Origin of the sequence: Janthinobacterium sp. SUN026 (assembly GCF_030397625.1) — a bacterium.
Classification (GTDB): Bacteria; Pseudomonadota; Gammaproteobacteria; order Burkholderiales; family Burkholderiaceae_D; genus Janthinobacterium; species Janthinobacterium kumbetense.
In genome coordinates this window covers 1,182,790-1,206,158 of sequence record NZ_JAPQNU010000001.1, presented here as the reverse complement: position 1 = coordinate 1,206,158, position 23,369 = coordinate 1,182,790, and the positions used below count along the sequence as shown (strand labels likewise).

Annotated in this window: 15 protein-coding genes and 1 tRNA gene; 9 read left to right on the top strand and 7 right to left on the bottom strand. The window is 63.7% G+C overall.

Going from position 1 to position 23,369, the window contains the following annotated elements; genetic code table 11:
* Window positions 1-204 precede the first annotated feature (204 nt).
* The 5 genes from OX459_RS05435 to OX459_RS05415 all read left to right on the top strand — a co-directional run bounded on the left by OX459_RS05435 (window position 205) and on the right by OX459_RS05415 (window position 6,201).
* Window positions 205-999 carry a TorF family putative porin gene (locus OX459_RS05435; protein ID WP_289904129.1) on the top strand — a complete coding sequence of 265 codons (795 nt, stop codon included), beginning with the start codon at window positions 205-207 and terminating at the stop codon, window positions 997-999.
* A 57-nt stretch (window positions 1,000-1,056) separates the two neighbouring features.
* Entirely contained in the window at window positions 1,057-3,135 is a 2,079-nt protein-coding gene (locus OX459_RS05430) for a methyl-accepting chemotaxis protein (RefSeq protein ID WP_251350476.1), read from the top strand.
* Window positions 3,136-3,319: 184 nt separating this feature from the next.
* Window positions 3,320-4,159, top strand: a complete 840-nt coding sequence (locus OX459_RS05425; RefSeq protein ID WP_289904128.1) for a hypothetical protein — start codon at window positions 3,320-3,322, stop codon at window positions 4,157-4,159.
* Between the two features lie 227 nt (window positions 4,160-4,386).
* Entirely contained in the window at window positions 4,387-5,013 is a 627-nt protein-coding gene (locus OX459_RS05420) for a hypothetical protein (RefSeq protein WP_289904127.1), read from the top strand.
* A gap of 159 nt (window positions 5,014-5,172) precedes the next feature.
* Window positions 5,173-6,201: an acyl-CoA dehydrogenase gene (locus OX459_RS05415; protein ID WP_289904124.1), complete on the top strand. Its 1,029-nt coding sequence runs from the start codon at window positions 5,173-5,175 to the stop codon at window positions 6,199-6,201.
* A gap of 66 nt (window positions 6,202-6,267) precedes the next feature.
* On the opposite strand, the gene OX459_RS05410 is transcribed toward OX459_RS05415, so the two are convergent.
* A complete protein-coding gene (locus OX459_RS05410) occupies window positions 6,268-12,822 on the bottom strand; it encodes a putative Ig domain-containing protein (RefSeq protein WP_289904123.1) in 6,555 nt (2,184 codons plus the stop codon).
* Between the two features lie 172 nt (window positions 12,823-12,994).
* On the opposite strand from OX459_RS05410, the gene OX459_RS05405 reads away from it, so the two are divergent.
* The 4 genes from OX459_RS05405 (at window position 12,995) to OX459_RS05390 (ending at window position 15,151) form a co-directional block, all read left to right on the top strand.
* Window positions 12,995-13,252: a hypothetical protein gene (locus tag OX459_RS05405; protein WP_289904122.1), complete on the top strand. Its 258-nt coding sequence runs from the start codon at window positions 12,995-12,997 to the stop codon at window positions 13,250-13,252.
* A gap of 154 nt (window positions 13,253-13,406) precedes the next feature.
* Window positions 13,407-13,940 carry a tail fiber protein gene (locus tag OX459_RS05400; RefSeq protein WP_289904121.1) on the top strand — a complete coding sequence of 178 codons (534 nt, stop codon included), beginning with the start codon at window positions 13,407-13,409 and terminating at the stop codon, window positions 13,938-13,940.
* A gap of 107 nt (window positions 13,941-14,047) precedes the next feature.
* A complete protein-coding gene (locus OX459_RS05395; RefSeq protein ID WP_289904120.1) occupies window positions 14,048-14,581 on the top strand; it encodes a tail fiber protein in 534 nt (177 codons plus the stop codon).
* Between the two features lie 36 nt (window positions 14,582-14,617).
* The gene (locus OX459_RS05390) at window positions 14,618-15,151 is read left to right on the top strand and encodes a tail fiber protein (RefSeq protein ID WP_289904119.1); all 534 of its coding nucleotides are present in this window, start codon (window positions 14,618-14,620) and stop codon (window positions 15,149-15,151) included.
* Between the two features lie 78 nt (window positions 15,152-15,229).
* Here OX459_RS05390 and OX459_RS05385 read toward each other — a convergent pair whose 3' ends face one another.
* From OX459_RS05385 to OX459_RS05360, 6 genes are all read right to left on the bottom strand, one after another.
* Window positions 15,230-15,520 carry a hypothetical protein gene (locus OX459_RS05385; protein ID WP_289904118.1) on the bottom strand — a complete coding sequence of 97 codons (291 nt, stop codon included), beginning with the start codon at window positions 15,518-15,520 and terminating at the stop codon, window positions 15,230-15,232.
* Between the two features lie 130 nt (window positions 15,521-15,650).
* Window positions 15,651-17,663, bottom strand: a complete 2,013-nt coding sequence (locus OX459_RS05380) for a S9 family peptidase (RefSeq protein ID WP_289904116.1) — start codon at window positions 17,661-17,663, stop codon at window positions 15,651-15,653.
* Between the two features lie 229 nt (window positions 17,664-17,892).
* Window positions 17,893-17,969 (bottom strand) — tRNA-Pro (locus OX459_RS05375).
* 102 nt (window positions 17,970-18,071) lie between these two features.
* Window positions 18,072-18,686, bottom strand: coding sequence for a TetR/AcrR family transcriptional regulator (locus tag OX459_RS05370; RefSeq protein ID WP_099667038.1), 615 nt, complete (start codon window positions 18,684-18,686; stop codon window positions 18,072-18,074).
* A gap of 62 nt (window positions 18,687-18,748) precedes the next feature.
* Entirely contained in the window at window positions 18,749-20,197 is a 1,449-nt protein-coding gene (gene adeC, locus OX459_RS05365) for an AdeC/AdeK/OprM family multidrug efflux complex outer membrane factor (protein ID WP_251350465.1), read from the bottom strand.
* A 1-nt stretch (window position 20,198) separates the two neighbouring features.
* Window positions 20,199-23,363: an efflux RND transporter permease subunit gene (locus OX459_RS05360; RefSeq protein WP_289904115.1), complete on the bottom strand. Its 3,165-nt coding sequence runs from the start codon at window positions 23,361-23,363 to the stop codon at window positions 20,199-20,201.
* Between the last annotated feature and the right edge of the window lie 6 nt (window positions 23,364-23,369).

The following is a 23,369-nucleotide window of genomic DNA, read 5'->3' as shown; positions in this document are numbered from 1 at the left end:
CGATTTCCGTAGCGCAACTTTATTGACTTCCACTAGCCCTAGCCCCTATCCTTTCAGTTACGTTTGGTGAGAATGTGTGCATGTTCAGACGAACATGCAAACGGCCTCGCCTTGCCTTCACAAAAGTCCATTCCGCATTTTTATTGCAACCATCAGGGCAACGCGCCTGGACGGCCGCTGCCGGCAAATACGGAGCTGACTGCCATGCCATCGCACCACCGTTTCCCCGGATCATCCTTGCTGGGCTGCGCCTTCCTGCTGGCGGCCGCCCTGCCCGTGCAAGCCCAGACCACGGACAGCACTGGCGCCACCTTCAGCGCCAATGCCAGCCTCACTTCGCAATACATTTCGCGCGGCTTCAGCCAGACCTGGGGCAAGCCGGCCCTGCAGGCGGGCGTCGATTACGCGCACCCGAGCGGCTGGTCGCTGGGCACCTGGGCTTCCACCGTCAGCGACCGCTATATCCAGGATGCAAGCGTCGAATGGGACCTGTACGGTGGCTACGGCGGCACGGCGGGCGAGCTGGGCTACAGCGTGCTCGCGTATTACTACAAGTATCCGGGCGCCGTGTACCGCGCCACAGGCGTCAGGTACGACTATGGCGAACTGTCGCTGGGCCTGACCTACCGCATGCTGTACGCCAAATACAACCATACCGTCACGCGGGACTTCTTCGGCATCACGCATGCGCGCGGCACGGGCTACCTGGACGTGGGCGCGAATGTCGACCTGGGCAATGCCTGGACCTTGAACCTGCACGCCGGCAATGGCCGCGTGGCGGGCACGGGCAATGCCATGTGGAACTGGCGCGATGCCAAGGTGGGCGTCACGCGGGCCTTCGACGGCGGCTGGAGCCTGAGTGGCGCCGTGACGCGCGCCTGGGGCGCCACCGACGCCTACGACCATTACACGCTGGGCATCCCGAATGCGGCCGGCCAGTTCGACACCTCGAACCCGGCCGCGGCCACCTTCGTGCTGGCCGTCAGCAAGACTTTCTAGGCGCGCTACCCGCGACGCCCGAGACACCGATACCCCTCCCCATCAAGGAACAGCCTCATGCAACTATCACTGAACAGTAAAATCTGCGTCGCCGCCACAGCGCTCGCCATCCTCAGCCTTGGCGTCACGGCGGCCGTGATCGGCTACAAGAGCAGCGCCAGCGCCGAGGCGGCTGCTTTGGAACTGGCGCGCACGTCGGCACGCGAAGTGGCCGGTGCGCTGCAGGCGCGCATCGCCAGCAACCTGTCGAGCGTTTCCAGCCTGGCCGGCGCCATGCGCGGCACCAAGGGCGCGAATTTGCCCCTGCAGCGCGACCAGATCAATGAACTGACCAAGGCGACGTTGACCAGCTCGGAAGACTTGCTGGGCTCGGCCGTGACGTGGGAGCCGAATGCGCTCGACGGCAAGGATGCGGAGTTTGCCAACCAGAAACCGAACTACGACGCCAGCGGCCGCTTCATGCCCTACTGGACACGGGGCGCCGGCGGCAAGCTGCAAGTCGAACCCATCGTCTTCGACCCGAAAGCGGGCGCCAACGACTGGTACGACGTGCCCAAGCGCACCGGCAAGACCTACTTTACGGAACCGTATATCTATCCCGTCGACGGCAAGGATGTGCTGATGGCTTCGCTGGTGGCGCCCATCATGATCGACGGCAGCTTCAAGGGTACGGCCAGCGCCGACTTCATGCTCACGCGCCTGGCGAAAATCCTCGCCGACCTGAAAGTGATCGAGGGCGGCAAGCTGGCCCTGATCTCGAACGGCGGCCTGTACGCCAGCCACCCCGAGCCTGCACGACTGGGCAAGAAAGCGGACGACGTGCCGGCCGCCGGCCTGGAAAAGGTGCGCCAGGGCCAGGCGTATGAATACGAGGACGACAAGGGCTACATCCACTTGCTGCAACCGCTGCAGATCCACCCCGACATCGCGCCATGGAGCGTGGAACTGAATTTCCCGAAAAGCGTGGCCACCGCCTCGGCGCGCGACCTGATGGTCTACACGCTGATCGTCGCCCTGCTGTGCGCGGCAGCCACGGCCGGCATTTTGATTCTCGTCGTCAACCAGCTGACGCGCCCCCTGCGCACCCTGGGCCGCACCATGACGGACCTGTCCAGCGGCGACGCCGACCTGCGCGTCAAGCTGGAAGTCAAGGGCACCGACGAGCTGGCCGTCATCGGCAAGGGTTTCAACGCCTTCGTCGAAAAGATCCACGCCGTGCTGCTGCAAGTGCAAGCCAGTGCCGACAACGTGGCGCGCGCCAGCGCGGAAATTGCGCAAGGCAATAACGACCTGTCGGCCCGCACGGAACAGCAAGCCAGCTCGCTGGAAGAGACGGCCGCCTCCGTGGAAGAACTGACGGGTACCGTCAAGGAAAATGCCGACCATGCGCGCCAGGCGAATCAACTGGCTGCTTCCGCATCGAGTGTGGCACAGAAGAGCGGCGAAGTGGTCGGCAAAGTCATAGAAACCATGACGTCGATCAATGACTCGTCAAACAAGATCGTCGACATCATCAGCGTCATCGACGGCATCGCCTTCCAGACGAATATCCTGGCGCTGAACGCGGCCGTGGAAGCGGCGCGCGCGGGCGAACAGGGCCGCGGTTTCGCCGTCGTCGCCACGGAAGTGCGCAACCTGGCGCAGCGCTCCGCAGCGGCGGCCAAGGAAATCAAGCTGCTGATCGACGATTCCGTGGGCAAGGTGGCCGCCGGAAGCAAGCTCGTCGATGAAGCAGGCGCCACCATGGAGCAGGTGGTCGACAGCGTGCGCAAGGTCACCGCCATCATGGCCGACATCAGCGTCGCCACCACCGAGCAAAGCGACGGCATCGCCCAGGTCAACCAGGCGCTGGCGCAGATGGATGGCGTGACGCAGCAAAACGCGGCCCTCGTCGAGGAAGCGGCAGCGGCCGCCGAAAGCCTGCAAGACCAGGCCAGCCATCTGGCCGAGGTGGTCAGCGTGTTCAAGCTGGGCGAGCAGGCGCGGCAGGCAACGCCGGCTGCAGCGCCAGCCGCGCCGCGCGCCGTGACGCCCAAGACAGCCGCGCCAGCCAAACGCCTGAGTGTTGCCAAGCCGCAAGCGGCACAGCATGCGCCGGCCAAGGCGCCGGCAGGCGATGACTGGGAAGAGTTTTAAGCCGGCCATTTCCGGCTGCGGCCGGCGCCAGATTCAGGCGCCGGCACGAATTTCATAAACGGCCATATCAATACCTGCCTCGCGCCGGATTCGGCGCGGCACCCGCCTGTTTCTCCTCGACGCCATTGAATGGCCGCACCTGAGATTACCTTCCTTTATTTCCCGCCACGTCAGCACCAGGAAAATGGTCAACCGCTCCTGCCGGAATTTATCCGATGACCATTTTCAATGCAGGCATTGCGGCCAATTACAGATTTCAGAAAAACAAGATACGCATGTACTTTATAATATCGCCGCGTATCCGGCACGCTTCCAGCCGGTTGAAGATTTACAGGAATCACGGATGAAAAAAGTATTGGCTTTATTAATGGTATCGGGCACAGTGGTATTGACTGGTTGCGGTGGTGGCGGAAACAGTAGCGCTAATGGTAGTGCTAACGGCAATGCAGACGTAGCGGTCCCGCCAGTGGTGGTAGCGCCCCCGCCAGTGGTGGTCGCACCTCCGCCTCCTCCCGCACTGGCCGCCTATGTTGGCACCTGGACACCCGCGTGTAACGACTCTTTCCGCCAGCGCCTCGTCGTCGCCCTCAAGAACGATGGCAGCGGCGCCCTGGAAATATCGACCTACGATGAAACCTTCAGCACTGCCGATTGCAGCGGCCCCGTGCAATTTACGGAAACCACGAGTGAAAAGATTACCGCGACGCCGGATGGCGCAGGCAATATCCAGCTCAAACTGACGGCGGACAGCCCTGCCACGGACATCCGCATCGACAAGGTCGTATCGTCGCTGCCAGCCCACACCATCCAGATTACGGGCCCGGCCGTCACCACGGTAATGGTCGATGGCAAACCCCGTTGGCGCATCACTGATGGCAGTGGCGACACCACGGACATCCCGGATACCGGCATACAACAGGCAGTAAGTGGCAACGGCGGCTTTTATTTGCGCGGTAACGAATTGTTTACCGTGATGCAGAAAGACGGTGCTTATGTGCTCGATATGCACTATGTAAAACAATAAATCAGTCAGTAATCAGCCAATAATCAGCCATTGCGTCGCGTGAGCGGCGCAATGCGCACCAGTTACACCACATCCTCCCTTCATTCCCGCAAACCATTTCAGCGCATTGCCGCGACATGATCCAAATCAAGTCAGCGATAGATTCGGTGAGAATTCCTTCCTATTAATAATCCTATAATCAGGCCGCGTTGACGGCACGCACCGCTGCCGGATAAAAAGGACTCTGAATGAAAAAATTATTGGCAGTATTGGTCGGCTCGGCCGCGGCACTCCTGACCGGCTGCGGCGGCGGTGGCGGCGGTTCGGCGCAGCAGCTTGCCGGCGATTCCGGTTCCACCTCGCCACTGGCCGCATATCTCGGCACGTGGCAATCGGCGTGCGACGATCACGACCGTCAAGTGCTCGTCATCGCGCTCAAGAGCGACGGCAGCGGTTCGCTGGAACTGACGCCGACCGGCGAAACCTACTTCAAGGCCGATTGCACCGGCCCCGTGGTCGCGACGGACGGTATGAGCGCGAAAATCACCGGTAAGCCGGACGGTACAGCCGACATGCTGATCAAGCTGGCGGAAAACGCCGCGGCAACGAACTTGCGCGTCGACAAGGTCACCTCGTCGGTGCCGGCCTATACCTTCCAGCGCAGCGGCGCCACCGTGCAATATGTATTGCGCGATGGCAAACAGCAATGGTGCGTCAAGGTGGACAATGGCGAATCTTGCATGTGGGATGAAGGCATGCAGGCGGCGCTGAGCGTCCCCGGCGGCCTGTCCTTGCACGGCAACGACCTGTACTCGGTGGTGCTGGACCCGAAAAAGGGCGTGTATGTCCTGGACGTGCATTACGTGAAAAAATAAGCGCGTGATCAGCTGTGGGGCCGCCCGGCCCTGCAGTTGCCACGGCGCATCTTCTCGCCCGCCGCTTCATGGACTCGCAAGCGTGAACGGGAGTCTGTGTAAAATCAAACAGACATTGCAAAAATAAAAAGCTATCCTGTAGAAAAACAGGAGCTTGCCATGTCACACCATGCCTTTCCCCTGCCCTCCCACGCTGCACTGGACGCCCTGCTGCAGCCTCAGGACAGCGCTTTCCACCCCATCGAAGGCTTGCGGCGCTTGCGCGACGCGGGACTGGACCAGCTGCCCCTGCCCGGCCACGGCGCCACCCTGCAGCGCTGGCAAATGCTGGCCGCCATCGCCGCCGTCGACCTCTCCCTGCTCAAGCTGTATGAAGGCCATACCGATGCGCTCGCCATCCTGGCGGAAATCGGCGGCTCCGGCGTGCCGGCCGGCAGCAGCTGGGGCGTCTGGTGCGCGGATCTGCCGGGCGCGCGCGTCCGCTTGCGGCAGACGGCCGAGGGCCGCCATGTACTCGACGGACGCAAGGCCTGGTGTGCCGGGGCGAAGGGCCTCAGCCATGCTTTGGTCAGCTGCTGGAACGACGCTGGCCAGGCTTGCCTGGCCTCGGTGACCCTGTCGCAGCCCGGCGTGCACGTCACGGACGAAGGCTGGCAAGCCGTCGGCATGCATGCCTGCGCCAGCGTCGACGTGACTTTTTCTGCCGCGCGCGCCTTTCCCGTGGGCGCGCCGGGCGCCTATCTGCAGCGGCCCGGCTTCTGGCATGGCAGCGCGGGCAGCGCGGCCGCCTGGTATGGCGCGGCCTGCGCCGTCGCCAGCCACCTGCATGCGCGCGCGCAACACGCCGCCCCCGACCCCGTCCGCCTGGCGCAGCTGGGACAAATCGATTGCGTCTTGCGCGCCACCGGCGCCCTGCTGCGCGAAGGCGCCGCCGAAATCGACCAGCACCCGCAACGCGACGCCATGGGACTGGCCCTGCGCCTGCGCCTGGCAACGGAAGACGCCGCCACCCTGATCTTGCACCTGGCCACGCGGGCGCTGGGCGCAGGCCCCCTGTGCCGCGATGCCCGTTTCGCCCGCCTGGCTGCCGACCTGCCCGTGTTCCTGCGCCAGAGCCACGCGGAGCGCGACCAGGCCGTGCTGGGCGGCATCGTCGCCGGCGCAGAAGACCATCCTTGGTCGCTGTGACAAAAAAAATCGCCGGACCGGATGGACTCCGGGCCGGCGATCAGGACTAGCCTGAAGGCTGATTGATTACTTGAGCGGCATGGCGATACCGAACATCACCGACTGGGTACGTCCGCTATCGATGTTCAGATTGCTGTTGTAGTCCAGCGTGATGGTCATGCCGTTCGACAGCAGCAGCTTGACGCCCAGGCCCGCCGTCCAGTTGCCTGTCTGCTGCGGCACCGTGCGGATCACGTACACGGGACCGTCAGCCACCAGGTCGGCATACGCCAGGCGCGCATCATCGGCGCCCTGGAACTGGTGGCGGTACTCGAGCCGCGCACGCGGGAACCACGTGCCCAGACCACCGACATAGATACCCTCGGCCCGCACGCCCAGCGCGCCGATGCGCGAACGCACCGTCTGCTTGAAGTAGCTCAGGGCGTTGATGCCCGCCGCCTTCTCCGTGTACGGATCGAGCTTGGCCGACATCAGTTCCACGCGGCCATACGGCGACCACATCCAGGTTTCCTGACGCATCTCGATACCGCCCACCAACGCGCCGAACACTTGCTTGCCGTCGCGTTCGCCCGTGGCGAAACCGCTGCCATCAGTCAAGTAGCGCGAGGCGTCGTATTGCAGGGTACCGTAGCCGAGCACGCCGTCAAGGAAGACGCCCTTGCTCGGACGCAGGCTGCCATACACGGCCGCCACGGCGCTGTCGGCCGTGCTGCGGCTGCCGTTCTGGCCCACATCGCTGCGGTCATGGCTGAAACCGGCACCCACGCCCAGGGTCGCCAGGTCGCTCAAGCGGTAATCGCCACCCACGCTCACGCCATTCGTGCGGAAGCGGAAGCCCGTGTCGCGGCCATTCACATAGTGCTGGCCGAAGTCCACGGCGCCACCGAGCCACAGCGACAGCGCCTGCTTCTGCGTGTCCGGCTTCTGCGGCATGTCCGGCAAGCCATTCGTTGCCTGGCTGACATCCGTGCCTCCCACCGCCTTATCGCTGCTGAAACCGGCATCGGGCTGGCGCAGGGACGCCTTGCGCATGAACGGTTTCACGGCCGTGCCGAACACGCGGTCCGCTTCCTGCTCTTGCCAGCGCGCCAGCGCCGCCGTCGGATTGCCGCTGTCGTTCGGCGGCGTCAGGCTCAGGCCAAAGTTCGACCGTCCCCAGCCATCGCCATGCAGGCTTTCCAGGCGCTGCGTGAAGTTCGACAGCTGCGCCGTGGCGAAGCGCCGCGCCGCATCGGCTTGCGCCGCTTGCAAGCCGATCACTTCCGGATCAAGCGACGGATCGCGCCGCGCCGTCACGGTCACGTTGACCACGCCCGGCTTCGAAGTGGCAAAGGCATTGCTCAGGGTGTAGCTGACGACTGCCGCGCCGGCAAACTTGCCCGAAGCTGCAAAGCTCAGCTGGTACGACGGCTTGCCGGCCGTGCCCACGTCGCGCACCACCACCTTGCCCGCCTCGGCCGGCGCCACGCTCAGCACATTGGCCGCCGTGAACGGGCCACCCGTGGCGCCCGCCGTCAGGTCGACCGTCACCGTCAGGCCCGCCACCACCGTGGCGCTCTGGCTGACCACCTGCGGCATCGGATTGACGCTGATGGTCGCTTTCACCGGCGCCGAGGTGCCGAACACGTTCGACACGGTGTAGCCGATGCTGATGTCGCCGCTGGTGTTGATGCCTGGCGTGTAGACGATGTCCATGCCATTGACGACTGCCGTGCCGCTGGCCGGCTGCGTGGTGATGGCCACCGCCGTGAACGGGCCGCCGGTGGCGCCCTGCGTCACCTGCAGGGTCACCGGCGTGCCGGCCAATACCGTCGCCGTCTTGGCGACGGGCACCGGCACCGGCTGCGGCGCCACCGTCAGGCTGAATGTGGCCGGTGCCGATACACCGCCGGCACCTGTCAGCGTATAGCTGAAGCTATCGGGTCCAAAGTAATCCTTGTTCGGCGTATAGGTGACGATGAAGCGGGTAACAGCAGGAGCCGCCGCGGCGGCGAAGCTGCGTGCCATTCCCGCCATGCGCGCCGACGAAACGATATCGACCCGCCCATGGAGAGGCGGCGTGACGATGGTGACTGCCGTGATGGGGCTGCCGTCGGCTGCATCGATGGTCAGGCTCACTTCCTGGTTGGCCGAAGTGGCCCCAGTTTCATTGACCACAGGTGGCGGCGCCTGGTTCACCTGCAGGCTCAGCGCTTGCTGCACCGTGAACTGGTGCGCATCCTTCGCTTGCACCGTGAAACTGAAGCTGCCGAACGCGGTCGGGGTGCCGCTCAGCACGCCACTGGCGGCATCGAGCACCAGGCCCGCAGGCAAGGCCCCGCTGCTCACCGAATACGCGTACGGCGCGACGCCGCCGACTGCAGTGAACTGCTGGCTGTAGGCGTCACCGGCGCGTATCGCCGCCAGACTGCCCGGGGTCAGGTTCATGGTCGGTGCCGCCACGGTCACGGTATAGCTGTTGGTCGCGCTGAATGGCGCGCCCGTCCCCGTGCTGCTGTCGCTGGCGCGTACGCTGAAGGTGAAGCTGCCCGCCACGTTCGTCGTGCCGGACACCACGCCCGTGGCCGTATTCAGGCTCAAGCCGGCAGGCAGGCTGCCGCTGCTGACACTAAATGTGTACGGCGCCGTGCCTCCCGCCGCAGTCAGTGTTGAGCTGTACGACGCTTCCGCCGTTGGATTGGGCAGGCTGACCGGCGTCAGGCTGACCGTGGCAGAAGAGACCACCAGGGTATAGTTACGCGTTCCGGTAAACAAATGTGCATCGGCCGCTTGCACGGTCAAGCTAAAGCTGCCGCCCGCCGTCGGCGTACCACTGAGCAAGCCGTTGCTGTTCAGGGTGAGGCCGGCTGGCAGGCTGCCGCTCGACACCGTGTAGGCGTAAGGACCGACACCACCGCTGGCCGACAACTGCTGGCTGTATGCAGTGGCGACGCTTGCCGCCGGCAAGGTGTTTGGCGTCACAGAAATCGTCGGCGAAGCAACGTTCACGGTATAGCTGTTGCTTGCGCTAAACGGCGCGCCCGTCCCCGTGCTGCTGTCGCTGGCGCGCAGACTGAAGGTGAAGCTGCCGGACACGTTCGTCGTGCCGGACAGCACGCCGGTGGCCGCATTCAGGCTCAGGCCGACTGGCAAGCTGCCGCTGCTGACACTATAAGTATACGGTGCCGTGCCGCCCGCTGCCGTCAGCGTTGCAGTGTAGGCCGCTTCCGCCGTCGGATTGGGCAAGGTGGCAGGCGTCAGGCTGACCGCCGCCGAGGAGATGACCAAGGTATAGCTTTGCGTGCCGGTAAACAGGTGCGCATCGGCTGCTTGCACGGTGAACGTGAAGCTGCCCGCCGCCGTTGGCGTACCACTGAGCAAACCGTTGCTATTCAGGGTAATTCCGGCTGGCAAGCTACCGCTCGATACCGTATAGGCATAGGGACCGACGCCGCCGCTGGCCGTCAATTGCTGGCTGTACACGGTGGCCGCTGCCGCTGCCGGCAGCGTACCTGGCGCCACCGCGATCACCGGTGCGGCGATGGTCACGGTATAGCTGTTGGTCGCACCGAACGGTGCGCTCGCTCCCGTGCTGCTGTCCGTGGCCTTGAGGCTGAACGTAAAGCTACCTGCCAGGTTGGTCGTGCCGGACAATACACCGGTAGCCGTATTCAGGCTCAAGCCGGCAGGCAGGCTGCCGCTGCTGACGCTATAGGTATACGGCGCTGTGCCGCCTGCGGCCGTCAGCGTTGCAGAGTAGGCTGCTTCCGCCGTTGGATTGGCCAGCGTGGCCGGCGTCAGGCTGACGCTGGGCACGCCAACGGTGATCGTCACGGTGGCAAGCGCCGACGTGCCGCTGCCATTCGTGGCCGTATAGGTAAAGCTGTCAAGACCCGCATAGCCGGCCGTCGGCGTATAGCTGATGCTGGTGCCGCTGGCCGTCGCCGTGCCGTGCGCGGCGGCGGAGGCCACCGCCACCGACGTCGCCGCACCGCCGCTCAGGTTCAGGGGGATCGCAGTCGGGCCGCTGCCGAAGGCCAACGTGGCGCTGACGGCACTGGCGATGGGGGGAGCGATCGCCACCGTGACGGAGTAGGCACGCGACCCCGTGTATGGAGCACCCGTGCCCGTACTGCTGTCGGTAGCCGTGACGGTAAAGTTGAATGCCCCCGCTGCCGTCGGCGTGCCCGACAGGGTGCCGTCCGCCGCCAGGCTCAGGCCCGTCGGCACGCTGCCGCCCGTGATGGTATAGCCATATGTGGCCGTGCCGCCGCTGGCGGCAAGGCTCTGGCTGTAGGCGACGCCAGCCGTCATCGCCGGCATGACCGTCGGCGTGACAACGATCGTTGGCGCAGACACCGTCATCGTGTAGGCCAGCGCTGCCACATACGGGCCAGTGCCCGTCGAACTGTCGGTGGCGCGCACGGTGAAGTTGAAGTTGCCACCCGCCGTCGGCGTGCCCGACAGCAAGCCAGTCGAGGCATTCAAGGTCAGGCCGGCCGGCAAGGTGCCGGAGCTGATCGCGTACCCGTACGGCGCGAAGCCGTTCGCGGCGGTCACACTCTGGCTGTAGGCCGCGCCCACGGTGGCTGCCGGCACGGTGGCTGGCGTAATCGTCACGGTGGGCGCGCTGACCGTGATCGTCACGGTGGCAGATGCCGAGGTGCCGACGCCATTGGTCGCGGTGTAGGTAAAGGTGTCCGGCCCGCCGTAGCCGGCCGTCGGCGTGTAGGTGATGCTGGTGCCGATGGCCGTCGCCGTGCCATGGCTGGCGGCAGACGCCACCGCCACCGACGTCGCTGCACCGCCACTCAGATTCAGCGTGATCGCAGTCGGGCCGCTGCCGAAGGCCACCGTGGCGCTGACATTGCCAGCAACGGGCGCACCGGCCGCCACGGTGACGGAATAGGCGCGCGAACCCGTGTAAGGAGCACCCGTGCCCGTGCTGCTGTCCGTGGCCGTGACGGTAAAGTTGAATGGCCCCGCCGCCGTCGGCGTGCCCGACAGGGTGCCGTCCGCCGCCAGGCTCAGGCCCGTCGGCACGCTGCCGCCCGTGAAGGCATAGGTATACGGGGCCGTGCCGCCAGCGGCGCTGATGGACTGGCTGTAGGCGACGCCGGCCGTCATCGCCGGCATGACCGTCGGCATGATGTTGATCGTTGGCGCATTGACCGTCATCGCGTAGGCGCGTGCACCGGAATACGGGCCGCTGCCCGTCGAACTGTCGGTGGCGCGCACAGTGAAGTTGAAGTTGCCACCCGCCGTCGGCGTGCCCGACAGCAAGCCAGTCGAGGCATTCAAGGTCAGGCCGGCCGGCAAGGTGCCGGAGCTGATCGCGTACCCGTACGGCGCGAAGCCGTTCGAGGCGGTCACGCTCTGGCTGTAGGCCGCGCCCACGGTGGCTGCCGGCACGGTGCTTGGCAAAATCGTGATGGTGGGGCCGCCGACCGTGATCGTCACGGTGGCGGCAGTCGAAGTGCCGATGCCGTTGGTGGCCGTGTAAGTGAAACTGTCCGGCCCGCCGTAGCCAGCCGTCGGCGTGTAGGTGATGCTGGTGCCGATGGCCGTCGCCGTGCCATGGCTGGCGGCAGACGCCACCGCCACCGACGTCGCCGCACCGCCACTCAGATTCAGCGTGATCGCAGTCGGGCCGCTGCCGAAGGCCACCGGAGCGCTGACATTGCCAGCAACGGGCGCACCGGCCGCCACGGTGACGGAATAGGCGCGCGAACCCGTGTAAGGAGCACCCGTGCCCGTGCTGCTGTCCGTGGCCGTGACGGTAAAGTTGAATGGCCCCGCCGCCGTCGGCGTGCCCGACAGGGTGCCGTTCGCCGCCAGGCTCAGGCCCGTCGGCACGCTGCCGCCCGTGATGGCATAGGTATACGGGGCCGTGCCGCCGGCGGCGCTGATGGACTGGCTGTAGGCGACGCCGGCCGTCATGGCCGGCATGACCGTCGGCGCAATGCTGATCGTCGGCGCATTGACCGTCATCGAGTAGGCGCGCGCGCCGGAATACGGGCCAGTGCCCGTCGAACTGTCGGTGGCGCGCACGGTGAAGTTGAAGGTGCCGCCGGCCGTCGGCGTGCCCGACAGCAACCCAGTCGAGGCATTCAAGGTCAGGCCGGCCGGCAAGGTGCCGGCGCTGATCGCGTACCCGTATGGCGCGAAGCCGTTCGAGGCGGTCACGCTCTGGCTGTAGGCCGCGCCCACGGTGGCTGCCGGCACGGTGCTAGGCGCAATCGTGATGGTGGGGCCGGCCACTGTGATCGTCACGGTGGCCGGCGCCGAGGTGCCGCTGCCGTTGGTGGCCGTATAAGTGAAGCTGTCCGGTCCGCCATAGCCTGCCGTCGGCGTGTAGGTGATGCTGGTGCCGCTGGCCGTCGCCGTGCCATGCGCGGCGGCGGAAGCCACCGCCACCGATGTCGCTGCCGCGCCGGTCAGGTTCAGGGGGATCGATGTGGCGCTGCTGCCGTAGGCCACTGTAGCGCTGGCGGCGCCGGCAACTGGCGTAGTGGGCAGTATCGTGACGTTATAAACGATGGGGTTCAGAGCATCGTCACCGACAGTAAAGGTATCAAAGGTGGCGTTGTCGCTCGCTCTATTAACATAGTGCACGATATTCGTACTGACTGGATCCTGCATGATGTTGCCATGTATCGGCGGAATTTGTATCGCCGTCAGACCATAAGTGCAACCATTGGGATTATAGTCATCCAGAACAGTCCCCCCTGCTGAAATAGTGACGTTGACCGGATTCGTGCATGCAGTGGCCGCACCCGCATGCTGCGAATACAAAGCCAACAGGATGAACAGCATGGCCACCGCCATGCGCATCAGCCAGGGCGGCAAGAGCGCGGCACGCACGGCGCCGCGCTTCCCGGCAGCCAAGACTTCCATGCCACTGACGGTGGCCGACTGGCAACCAGATTCGCTGAGATTTAGAAACATTATTTTCCTTCGATACATTTCTTGGGTGAGGAAGGTACGGCTCTGGCACACGGCAATATGGCCACCATTCATGTCGATTTCAGCTACTGTCAACGGCCCCGGAAAGGATGCCTCACGCTATTGACGCTTGCTTTACATCAACGTATGCTACTACGAGTAGCAAATAAAGCAACTAAAAAGTGTTGCTAAAAAAAGATATTTTAATGTAAATCAATTGCCGTTGCTAAATGTATTATCCTTGTGTTCCATTTCACAACAGTTATGGGGAGAGAAATAGCATGTCTGACGTCTTTGTAGGCCAAATCATGATGGCCGGTTTTGCTTTCGCACCCAGAGGATTTGCCGCCTGTAACGGGCAGCTGCTGCCGGTTCAACAGAATGCAGCCCTGTTTGCCCTGCTGGGCACCCAGTTCGGCGGAAATGGACAATCGACCTTTGGCTTGCCCGATTTACGCGGACGCACGCCTTTCGGTTCAGGAGCCTCTGTCGACGGCAGCTGGCAACCATCCCCGCTCACCCAGGGCACCCCGGCCGGTTCAGAAGCTGTCACTTTGCTAGTGAGCCAGCTGCCTGCGCACAACCATGCGGCCAGCGCGCTGACGACTGCGGGAACGCTCAAGAATCCGGCTGGCGCGCTGTATGCCGGCAGCGGGGCGGAGTCGATTTATGTCGCCGCGACGGGACCGCAGGTTGCGCTGGCGCAACAGACGCTGGCTACGACAGGCGGCAACGGCCCGCATAATAATTTGCAACCCTTCCGCGTCATCAACTTCAACATTGCCTTGAGTGGTGTCTACCCCTCGCGCAACTGACCTCGCCTGACAACACCGTCGCGCGCGGCAGTGCCTTGTGGCCGCGAAGCGCAGCCGGTTTCCCCCAGGTGCTACAAACCGTGTCCCGCCTTTTTACGGAGTAAGCCATGTCTGATTGTTACGTAGGTGAAATTCGCCAGTTTGCCTTTCCACGCATACCCACCGGGTGGTTTGCCTGTGACGGCAGCCTCAAACCTATTTCTGAATATCAAGTGTTGTTCATGTTGCTCGGCACCACCTATGGTGGCGACGGCGTCAACACCTTTGCCGTGCCGGACTTGCGCGGCCAGTTGCCCTTGCACCAGGGACAGGGAGCAGGTTTGACGCCGCGCGTCATCGGCGGCACCGGTGGCAACGAGCAGGTCACCTTGACAGTAGATCAGATTCCCCAGCACACGCACATCTTTTTTGCCACCAACGCCACCGCCAATGCCGCAACGCCGGGGCCGACGCTGGCGCTGGGCGCCGCCACCAACAGTGACAATATGTACGCGACCAGTGCCACAGGGAGCACGCCGACGGTGCTGTCGGGCGTCGCCTGCGGCCTCGCTGGCGCCAACCTCCCCCATGAAAACCGCATGCCGACGCTGGCCGTGTCGTTTTGCATCGCATGGCAGGGCGTCTTCCCTTCGCAGCAGTAACGACGACAGTCCACCCGACTTCACAGGAGAAAAATCGTGGCATCACCATTTCTTGGCGAGATTCAGATCTTCGGTTTCAACTATCCACCAGCAGGCTGGGCGCTGTGCAACGGCGCCACCCTGTCAGTGAACCAGAACAGTGCCCTGTTTGCGCTGATCGGCACCACCTATGGCGGCAATGGCAGCACCACCTTCCAGCTCCCCAACCTGGTCGGCCGCGCCGCGTTCAGCCAGGGTACGGGGCCCGGCCTGTCGCAATATGACATCGGCGAGTTCGTTGGCGCCGCAGGCGTGACGCTGACGGCGCAGGAAATGCCGGCGCACCGGCATGTCATGACGGTCAACCGCCAGCCGACGGCTACTCTGCAAAGCAATATCCCTGTAACAGACGCACTGCTGCTGGCACCGGGCAAGACGACGGCCATGACGCTCAGCATCACTCCCGACACCAGGCTGGCACCCAACGTCATCGGCATTACCGGTGGCAACCAGGCGCACGAAAACCGCCAGCCCTTGCTGGCACTGAACTACTGCATCGCATTGCAGGGAGAGTTCCCACGGTTTGATTGAGGCAAGCCGGATGGGGAAACAAGGCAGGCGCACAGCCAGCCTTGTTTCCAGCCGCATCAGGACACGCGGGGCAAGAGCTTAGTTGAACACGGCCTGGTACAGGAAGCCGTGGTTGTCCCGCGCCACCGGCACGAGAAAAATCCCCACTTCGCCGAAAGCGTCATGCTGCAGCTGGAAAATTTTCTGGTTGAAGACGATGGCGGAAGAATTGCGGAAAAGCAGGCTGAACGGTGGGCGCAACATTCCCTGCAAGGTCGACGCCGGCAACGGACGCGCCTCCACCAGGATGAACGGCGCGTTGCCGTCGCTGACCGAGATAAACGTTTCATTCAGGCGCGGCGCAAAATGCTCGAGGGTCAGTATATCCATGGTGCGTTTCCGTTCAGATATTGGCAAGACAGTGACTTATTCTAAATGAATCATTGTTTCATTGAAACTCTTTTAATGCGGAATTTGCCGACGGGTGCGGCGCGCAGGCAGCACCCGCCGGCATTGCCTGTTACCGCATCGCCTCTTCCAGCCCCGGCGCAAACCCGGCGCCGTGCTTGACCTGCGCGGTGGACGCCTTCAGCGTGGCGCCGATCGGCTCGGCGCGGCCCGCCAGGCATTGCCCCAGGAAGTTTTCCGTCACCGCATTGAAGGCAATGTTGTTCACGGGCCGGGCAAAACCATGGCCTTCGTCGGGGAACAGCACGTAGGTGACGGGAATATTCTTCGCCGCCATGGCCGCCACGATCTGGTCCGATTCCGCCACGTTGACGCGCGGGTCGTTCGCGCCCTGGCCGATCAGCAGCGGGCGCTGGATGTTCTGCGCAAAGTTCAGCGGCGAGCGTTCCTTCAGCAGCGCCTTGCCCTCTTCCGTGGTCGGGTCGCCCATGCGCTTGTAGAACTGCTGCTTGCCCGCTTCCCAGTACGGCGGAATGGTTTGCAGCAAGGTAAACAGGTTCGACGGGCCGACGATGTCAACGCCGCAGGCAAACGTCGTCGGCGTAAACGCCATGCCGGCCAGGGTGGCGTAGCCGCCATACGAGCCGCCCATGATGGCCACCCTGTCGGCCGTCGTCACGCCGCTCTTCACCGCCCATTGCACTGCGTCGAGCAAGTCGTCATGCATCTTGCGGCCCCACTGCAGGTCGCCGGCCGAGATGAATTGCTTGCCGAAGCCCGTCGAGCCCCGGTAATTCACGGACAGCACCGCATAGCCGCGGTTGGCCAGCCATTGATGGTAGCTGTTATAGCCATAGGTATCGCGCGCCCACGGGCCGCCATGCACCAGCAGGACCATCGGCACCGCCTGCGACGGCACGCCGCCGGCGCCCGCCTTCGATGCCTGCGGCAAGGTCAGATAGGAGACCAGGGTCAGGCCGTCGCGCGCCTTGATTTGCTGCGGATACATGGGCACCAATGGCGCGCCTTCCAGCTCGGGCCGCGTGACATACAACTGCGTGAACTTTTTGCTCTTGCGGTCGTACAGCCAGCTCGATGCCGGCGCCGTGACGGCATCGACGCCCACCAGCCATTTGTCATCGGCATCCGTGCGCGACGTCACGTTGAACTGGCCCTTGGCATGCTTCTTCAGGAAGGCCAGGTCGGCCTTCAGGTCATCCGTCAGCGGCAGGTATTCGTGCTGCAGATAGTCAACGGAATACGCCTGCACCTTGCCTGTGCGCGTGTCGTACAGTGCGTCGGAAATGTCGGCCCGCGGGTCTTGCGCCACCACCGTGGTCTTGCCGCTGGCCACGTCCTGCGCCAGCAGCGCCGAGGTATTGCGGCCGCGCGAATCGGTCCAGTACAGGGTCTTGCCGTCGACCGTAAAGGCCAGCGGCGCCGTCGTCTGCGAATCTTCCAGACCCACTTCCGCCAGCGGCGTGCTCTCGGCCTTGCCATCCGTGATGCGGAAATACTGCATGCCGCCGTCGGCGCGCGCCTTGCTGGCGATGCGCAGATTGAGCAGTTCATCGGCCAGGTAGCCGCCGTAGCCGTCGTTCTGCTCCACCAGGGTCAGCTTGCCGCTGGCCAGGTCCAGGCTATACACGTCATGCCAGCGCGCATCACGGTTATTGATGCCGATCAAAATGCGGTCCTTCACCTTGCTGCTGATCTGGATCACGCGCACGCGGGTCTTCTCGAAAGGCGTGTAACTGACCTGCTTGCCGCTCACGACATTCACGCCGTACAGCAGGAAATTTTCATCGCCGCCCTTGTCCTGGATGAACAGCAGGGTTTTCGAATCGGGCGACCAGAAACTGCTGCGGATGGGACGCACCTTTTCTTCCGTCAGCGGACGCGCCTGCGCCGGATTACTGGCCGGCGCCACCCACACATTGAGCACGCCGTCGCGCGGCGCGATCCACGACAGCCACTTGCCATCCGGGCTGATGCGTCCGCCGGATTTGCTGGGATTGCCAAACAGCTTGGCCCGCTCGATCAGCGGCGTGTCATTGACAGGAGCTTGGGCGTGCGCCGGCAGTGCGCTGGCGAACAACAGGACAGGCAGGACATAGCGAATCATGGACACCTCATGGTTGATGAATGAAGGGAAACTTCACACGTGCATGTGCCAGCCCATCATAGGCCAAAGCAGTATTGCGAGGTTGACTACGCGACAAGGGACGAAAATCGGGGGGCAGGAGAGTGGAAACGGGGGATGGAAGGCACAGCGGCTGATGCATGCTGTCGTGGCGACGGCGCACAAAAAGAAAAAGGCCACTCCGAAGAGTGGCCTAAGTCCTTGAATCTAATGGTCGGGGCGAGAAGATTCGAACTTCCGACCCCATGCACCCCATGCATGTACGCTACCAGGCTGCGCTACGCCCCGACGAGGTGGGAATTATAGCAGAGGCTTTTAGGTTTTTGCCATGCTTTGCGCATGATTCATATCGAACTGCGCAAACTTTTTTGCATGACCCTGGCAAGCGGCCTATTCGTTCAGCAGCAGCGCCGTCAGGACGATGCGGAAGCCCGCGATCAGCGGCTCGACTTTCACGTCCGGATTGTGAATGAAGCGCACGGGCAAGCCCTGGTAAATGGCGACGAGGGCATTCAGGCGGCCTTCCAGCATCTCTTCATCGGCCGGCAAGCCGCGCTTGATGCGCGCATCGCGGATGATGGAGAGAAACAACTGGCGCGAGCGCTGGTCCGAGCATTGCAGCATGTCGGCGATCGCCGGATTGCGCGATGCTTCGGCGAAAATTTCCAGCGGCATCATCCACGTTTTCGGGTCCAGCGCTTCGAGCACATGCTCGCCCGCATTGTCGATCACGGCCTGCAGCGGGTCTTCGCGCTGCGCCAGGTCCTGCATCAGGTTCGACACCCGCTCCGTATTCTGCATGACGAAGGCGGCGATGATCGCATCCTTGCTGTCAAAATAATTATAGATGTGGCCCGCGCTCATGCCGGCCGCTTTCGAGATCTCGGCCATGCTGGCGCCGTGAAAGCCGCGGCGGCTGAAACAGCTTTCGGCCGCATCGAGCACCTGCTTGCGCCGCGTGTTGGCGCGCTCGGGATCCGGATGCTTCTTTTCAACTTGGTTCATGATTTTCCAGTAGCGCGCCGGCCCTGCCCTTGCGGGCAAGGCCGGCGTCGGCGTCCCCGTGATTATTGGACGCCGCCAGCCGCCGCGACGGCTGTCTGCTCAGGCTGCCAACCGCCGCCCAGCACCTTGTACAAGGTCACCAGGTTGGTCGATTTGGCCAGGCGCGCCGTGATCAGGCTTTGCTGCGCCGTGTACAGCGCGCGCTGGGCCACCAGGGCGTTCAGGTAGGACTCGGCGCCCTGCTTGTAGCGCGCGTCGTGGATGGTGTAGCTCTTCGTCGACGCCTCGACCAGCGAGACCTGCGATTGCAGGCGCTCGTCGATGGTGCCGCGCTGGGCCAGCGCATCGGACACTTCGCGGAAGGCGACCTGGATCGCCTTTTCGTATTGCGCCACGGAAATTTCACGCTGCACCTTGGCGATATCGAGGTTGGCGCGGTTCACGCCGCCATCGAAGATCGGCAAACTGATCTGCGGAATGAAACTCCACGTGCCGCTGCCCGCCTTGAACAGGCCCGACAGGTTGTCGCTCAGCGAACCGGCCGTGGCCGTCAGCGAAATGCGCGGGAAGAACGCCGCGCGCGCCGCGCCGATGTTGGCGTTGGCAGCGCGCAAGGTGCGCTCGGCCGCCAGCACGTCGGGACGGCGTTGCAGCACGTCCGACGGCACGCCGGACGGAATGTCCGCCAGGGCCGTCACGGCGCCGAACTCGCCTTGCGGCAGCAGGTCGGCCGGCACGGGGCCGCCCACTAGCAGGACGAGCGCGTTTTGATCCAGCGCAACCTGGCTCGTGTAAACGGCCACGTCGGAACGGGCCGACTCGACGCTGGTCTGGGCATCGTACTTGTCCAGGCCGGAAGTCGCACCGGCACTGAAGCGGCGCACGGCCAGGTCATACGACGACTGCTGGCTCTTCAGGGTGTCCTGCGCCACGCGCAGGCGCTGCTGGTCGGCCACCAGGTTCAGATAGGTGCTGGCCACTTCGGCCACCAGGCTGATCTGCTGTGCGCGGCGGGCTTCTTCCGTGCCCAGGTATTGCTCCAGCGCACTGTCGGACAGGCTGCGCACGCGGCCGAAGAAGTCCAGCTCGTAAGCCGACACGCCCAGGTTCGCCGTGTACTGGCGGTTGATGGACGCTTCGCCGTTGGCGCTGGCGTTCTTCGGCACGCGGCTGGCCGTCTGGCCGCCGGACGCCGACAGGGTCGGGATCAGCGCGGCGCGTTCGATGCCGTAGGTGGCGCGCGCCTTCTCGATGTTGAGGATCGAGACGCGCAGGTCGCGGTTGTTGGCCAGGGCCAGTTCCAGTACCTGGCGCAGGCGCGCATCGGCAAAGAACTCGCGCCAGGCGACGTCCGCCACCGGCTTGGCGTCGGCGGCGGCCGTGTCGGCCTTGTAGGAAGGGCCCGTCGGCCACGCCGTGGGCGCCGGCGCTGCCGGACGCTCATACGTCGGGGCCAGGCTGCAACCGGCCAGCAAGGCCAGTGCCGCCATGGAGAGTAGCGTTTTTTTCATATTAATGCGCATCCTTAGAAAGCGTGACGGCTGGCGAGCCAGGCGTCGCCGGCGTGGCGGGCGCGTCCGACTTCGAGAAGAAGCCGCGCACCAGCACGAAGAACACCGGCACGAAGAAGATACCGAGGAACGTGGCCGTCAACATACCGCCCAGCACGCCGATACCGATGGCGTTCTGGCTACCGGAACCGGCGCCGCTGGAAATAGCCAGTGGCAACACGCCCAGGCCGAAGGCAATCGAGGTCATCAGGATCGGACGCAGACGCAGACGCACCGCATGCAAGGTCGCGTCCAGCAGCGACATGCCCGATTCCTGCATTTCCTTGGCGAATTCGACGATCAGAATCGCATTCTTCGCCGACAGGCCCACCACCGTGAGCAAGCCCACCTGGAAGTACACGTCGTTCGACAGGCCGAAGAACCAGGTGCCCAGCACGGCGCCGATCACGCCCAGCGGTACCACCAGCAGCACGGAGAATGGAATCGACCAGCTCTCATACAGCGCGGCCAGGCACAGGAAGACGATCAGCAGCGACAGCGCGTACAGCTGCGGCGTCTGCGAACCGGATTCGCGCTCTTCCAGCGACACGCCGGTCCAGCTGAAGCCGATGCCAGGCGGCAGCTTGGCCACCATTTCTTCCATCGCGTTCATGGCGGCGCCCGTGCTTTGGCCCGGCGCCGGCGTACCCAGGATCTCTACCGACGGCAAGCCGTTGTAGCGTTCCAGGCGTGGCGACGCGTAAATCCACTTGCCGGTAGCGAAGGCCGAGAACGGCACCATCTGGCCAGCGGTATTGCGCACGAACCACTTGTTCAAGTCTTCCGGCAGCATGCGCGAACTGGCGTCACCCTGGATGAACACTTTCTTCACGCGGCCACGGTCGAGGAAGTCGTTCACATATGAACTACCCCAGCCGACGCTCAGCACGCGGTTGATTTCCGAGATCTGCAAGCCCAGCGCGGTCGCTTTCTGCTGGTCGATGTCGATCTTGTACTGCGGCGTATCTTCCTGGCCGTTCGGGCGCACGCCCACCATGGCCGGATTCTGCGACGCCATGCCCAGCAACTGGTTACGCGCCGCCATCAGGGCGTCATGGCCGACACCGCCGATATCCTGCAGCTGCATGTCGAAACCGGTGGCGTTACCCAGCTCCAGCACGGCAGGCGGTGCAAACGTAAACACCATCGCATCCTTGATCTGCAACAACTTGCCCATGGCGCGACCGGCCACGGCCGGCGCTTTTTGCGCCACGTCCTTGCGCAGCGACCAGTCTTTCAGGCGCACGAAGGCGATACCCGTATTCTGGCCGTTACCGCCGAAGCTGAAACCGGCGACGGCAAACACGGAAGCGACGTTGTCTTTCTCGCTGTTCATGAAGTGGTCTTCGACCTGTTCGATCACTTTCAGGGTGCGCTCTTGCGTAGCGCCCGTCGGCAATTGAATCTGCGTAAACAGGATGCCCTGGTCTTCTTCCGGCAGGAAGGAGGTCGGCAGGCGCATGAAGATGAACACCAGGCCGGCCAGCAACAGCACGTACAGCAGCATCGAACGGGCGCGGTGGCGGATCATGCTGCCGACCAGGCCCTGGTACTTGTTGCTGCTGCTATCGAAGCTGCGGTTGAACCAGCCGAAGAAGCCCTTGTTCGTCGCGTGATGGCCTTTTTCGACCGGTTTGAGCAGGGTGGCGCACAAGGCTGGCGTAAACACCAGCGCGACGACGACGGACAGCACCATCGACGAGACGATCGTGATCGAGAACTGGCGGTAAATCACGCCCGTCGAACCGCCGAAGAAGGCCATCGGCACGAACACGGCCGACAGCACCATGGCGATACCGACCAGCGCGCCCGTAATCTGCGTCATGGACTTGCGCGTCGCTTCCAGCGGCGACAAGCCCTCTTCGCTCATCACGCGCTCGACGTTTTCCACCACCACGATGGCATCGTCGACCAGCAAACCGATGGCCAGCACCATGGCGAACATGGTCAGCGTGTTGATCGAGTAGCCAAACGCGTTCAGGATGCCGAAGGTACCCAGCAGCACGACCGGCACGGCCATGGTCGGGATCAGGGTGGCACGGAAGTTCTGCAGGAACAGATACATCACCAGGAACACCAGGATCACCGCTTCGACCAGGGTTTTGACCACTTCTTCGATGGACAGTTTCACGAACGGGGTCGTGTCGAACGCCACCTGATAGCTCATGCCTTCAGGGAATTGCTTGCTCAGGTTACCCAGCATGGCTTTCGCCGCATTGGCCGTATCGAGCGCGTTGGCGCCCGTCGCCAGCTTGATCGCCACGCCCGTTGCCGCATGGCCGTTGTAGCGGGCCACGGTATTGTAGTTCTCGCGGCCCAGTTCCATGCTGGCCACGTCCTTCAGGTACACCATGGCGCCGTTGGTCGTGGTTTTCAGCAAGATGGCGCCGAACTGCTCCACCGTTTGCAGACGGCTTTGCGCCGACACGGTCGCGTTCAGCTGCTGGCCCTTGATGGACGGCGTGCCGCCCAGCTCACCGGCCGACACTTCCGCATTCTGCGCCTGCACGGCCGTGATCACGTCCGCCGGGGTCAGGTTAAAGCTTTGCAGCTTGGCCGGATTGAGCCAGATACGCATGGCGTACTGCGAACCGAACAGTGTCACGTCGCCCACGCCGGGCACGCGGCTGAGCGGATCGACGACGTTGGCGGCCACATAGTCGCTCAAGTCGGTCTGGTCCATCTTGCCGTTTTCGGAAATGAAGCCGAACACCATCAGGAAGTTCTTCGTCGCTTTCGACACGACCAAGCCTTGCTGCGTGACAGCCGTCGGCAGCAGTGGCGTAGCCAGCTGCAGCTTGTTCTGTACCTGCACCTGGGCGATGTCGGGATTGGTGCCGCTGGTAAACGTCAGCGTGATGCTGATGCCGCCAGTGGCATCGCTCGACGAGGCCATGTAGCGCAAGCCGTCGATACCCTTCATCTTTTGTTCGATGACCTGGGTAACGGCGTCTTCCACGGTCTTGGCGGAGGCGCCAGGATAGGAGCCGCTGATCGAAATCGACGGCGGAGCGATGCTCGGGTACTGCGCGATCGGCAGGCTGAGGATCGAAATCACGCCGGCAAGCATGATGACGATCGCGACCACCCAGGCAAAAATCGGGCGGTCAATGAAAAAACGGGCCATTAATAT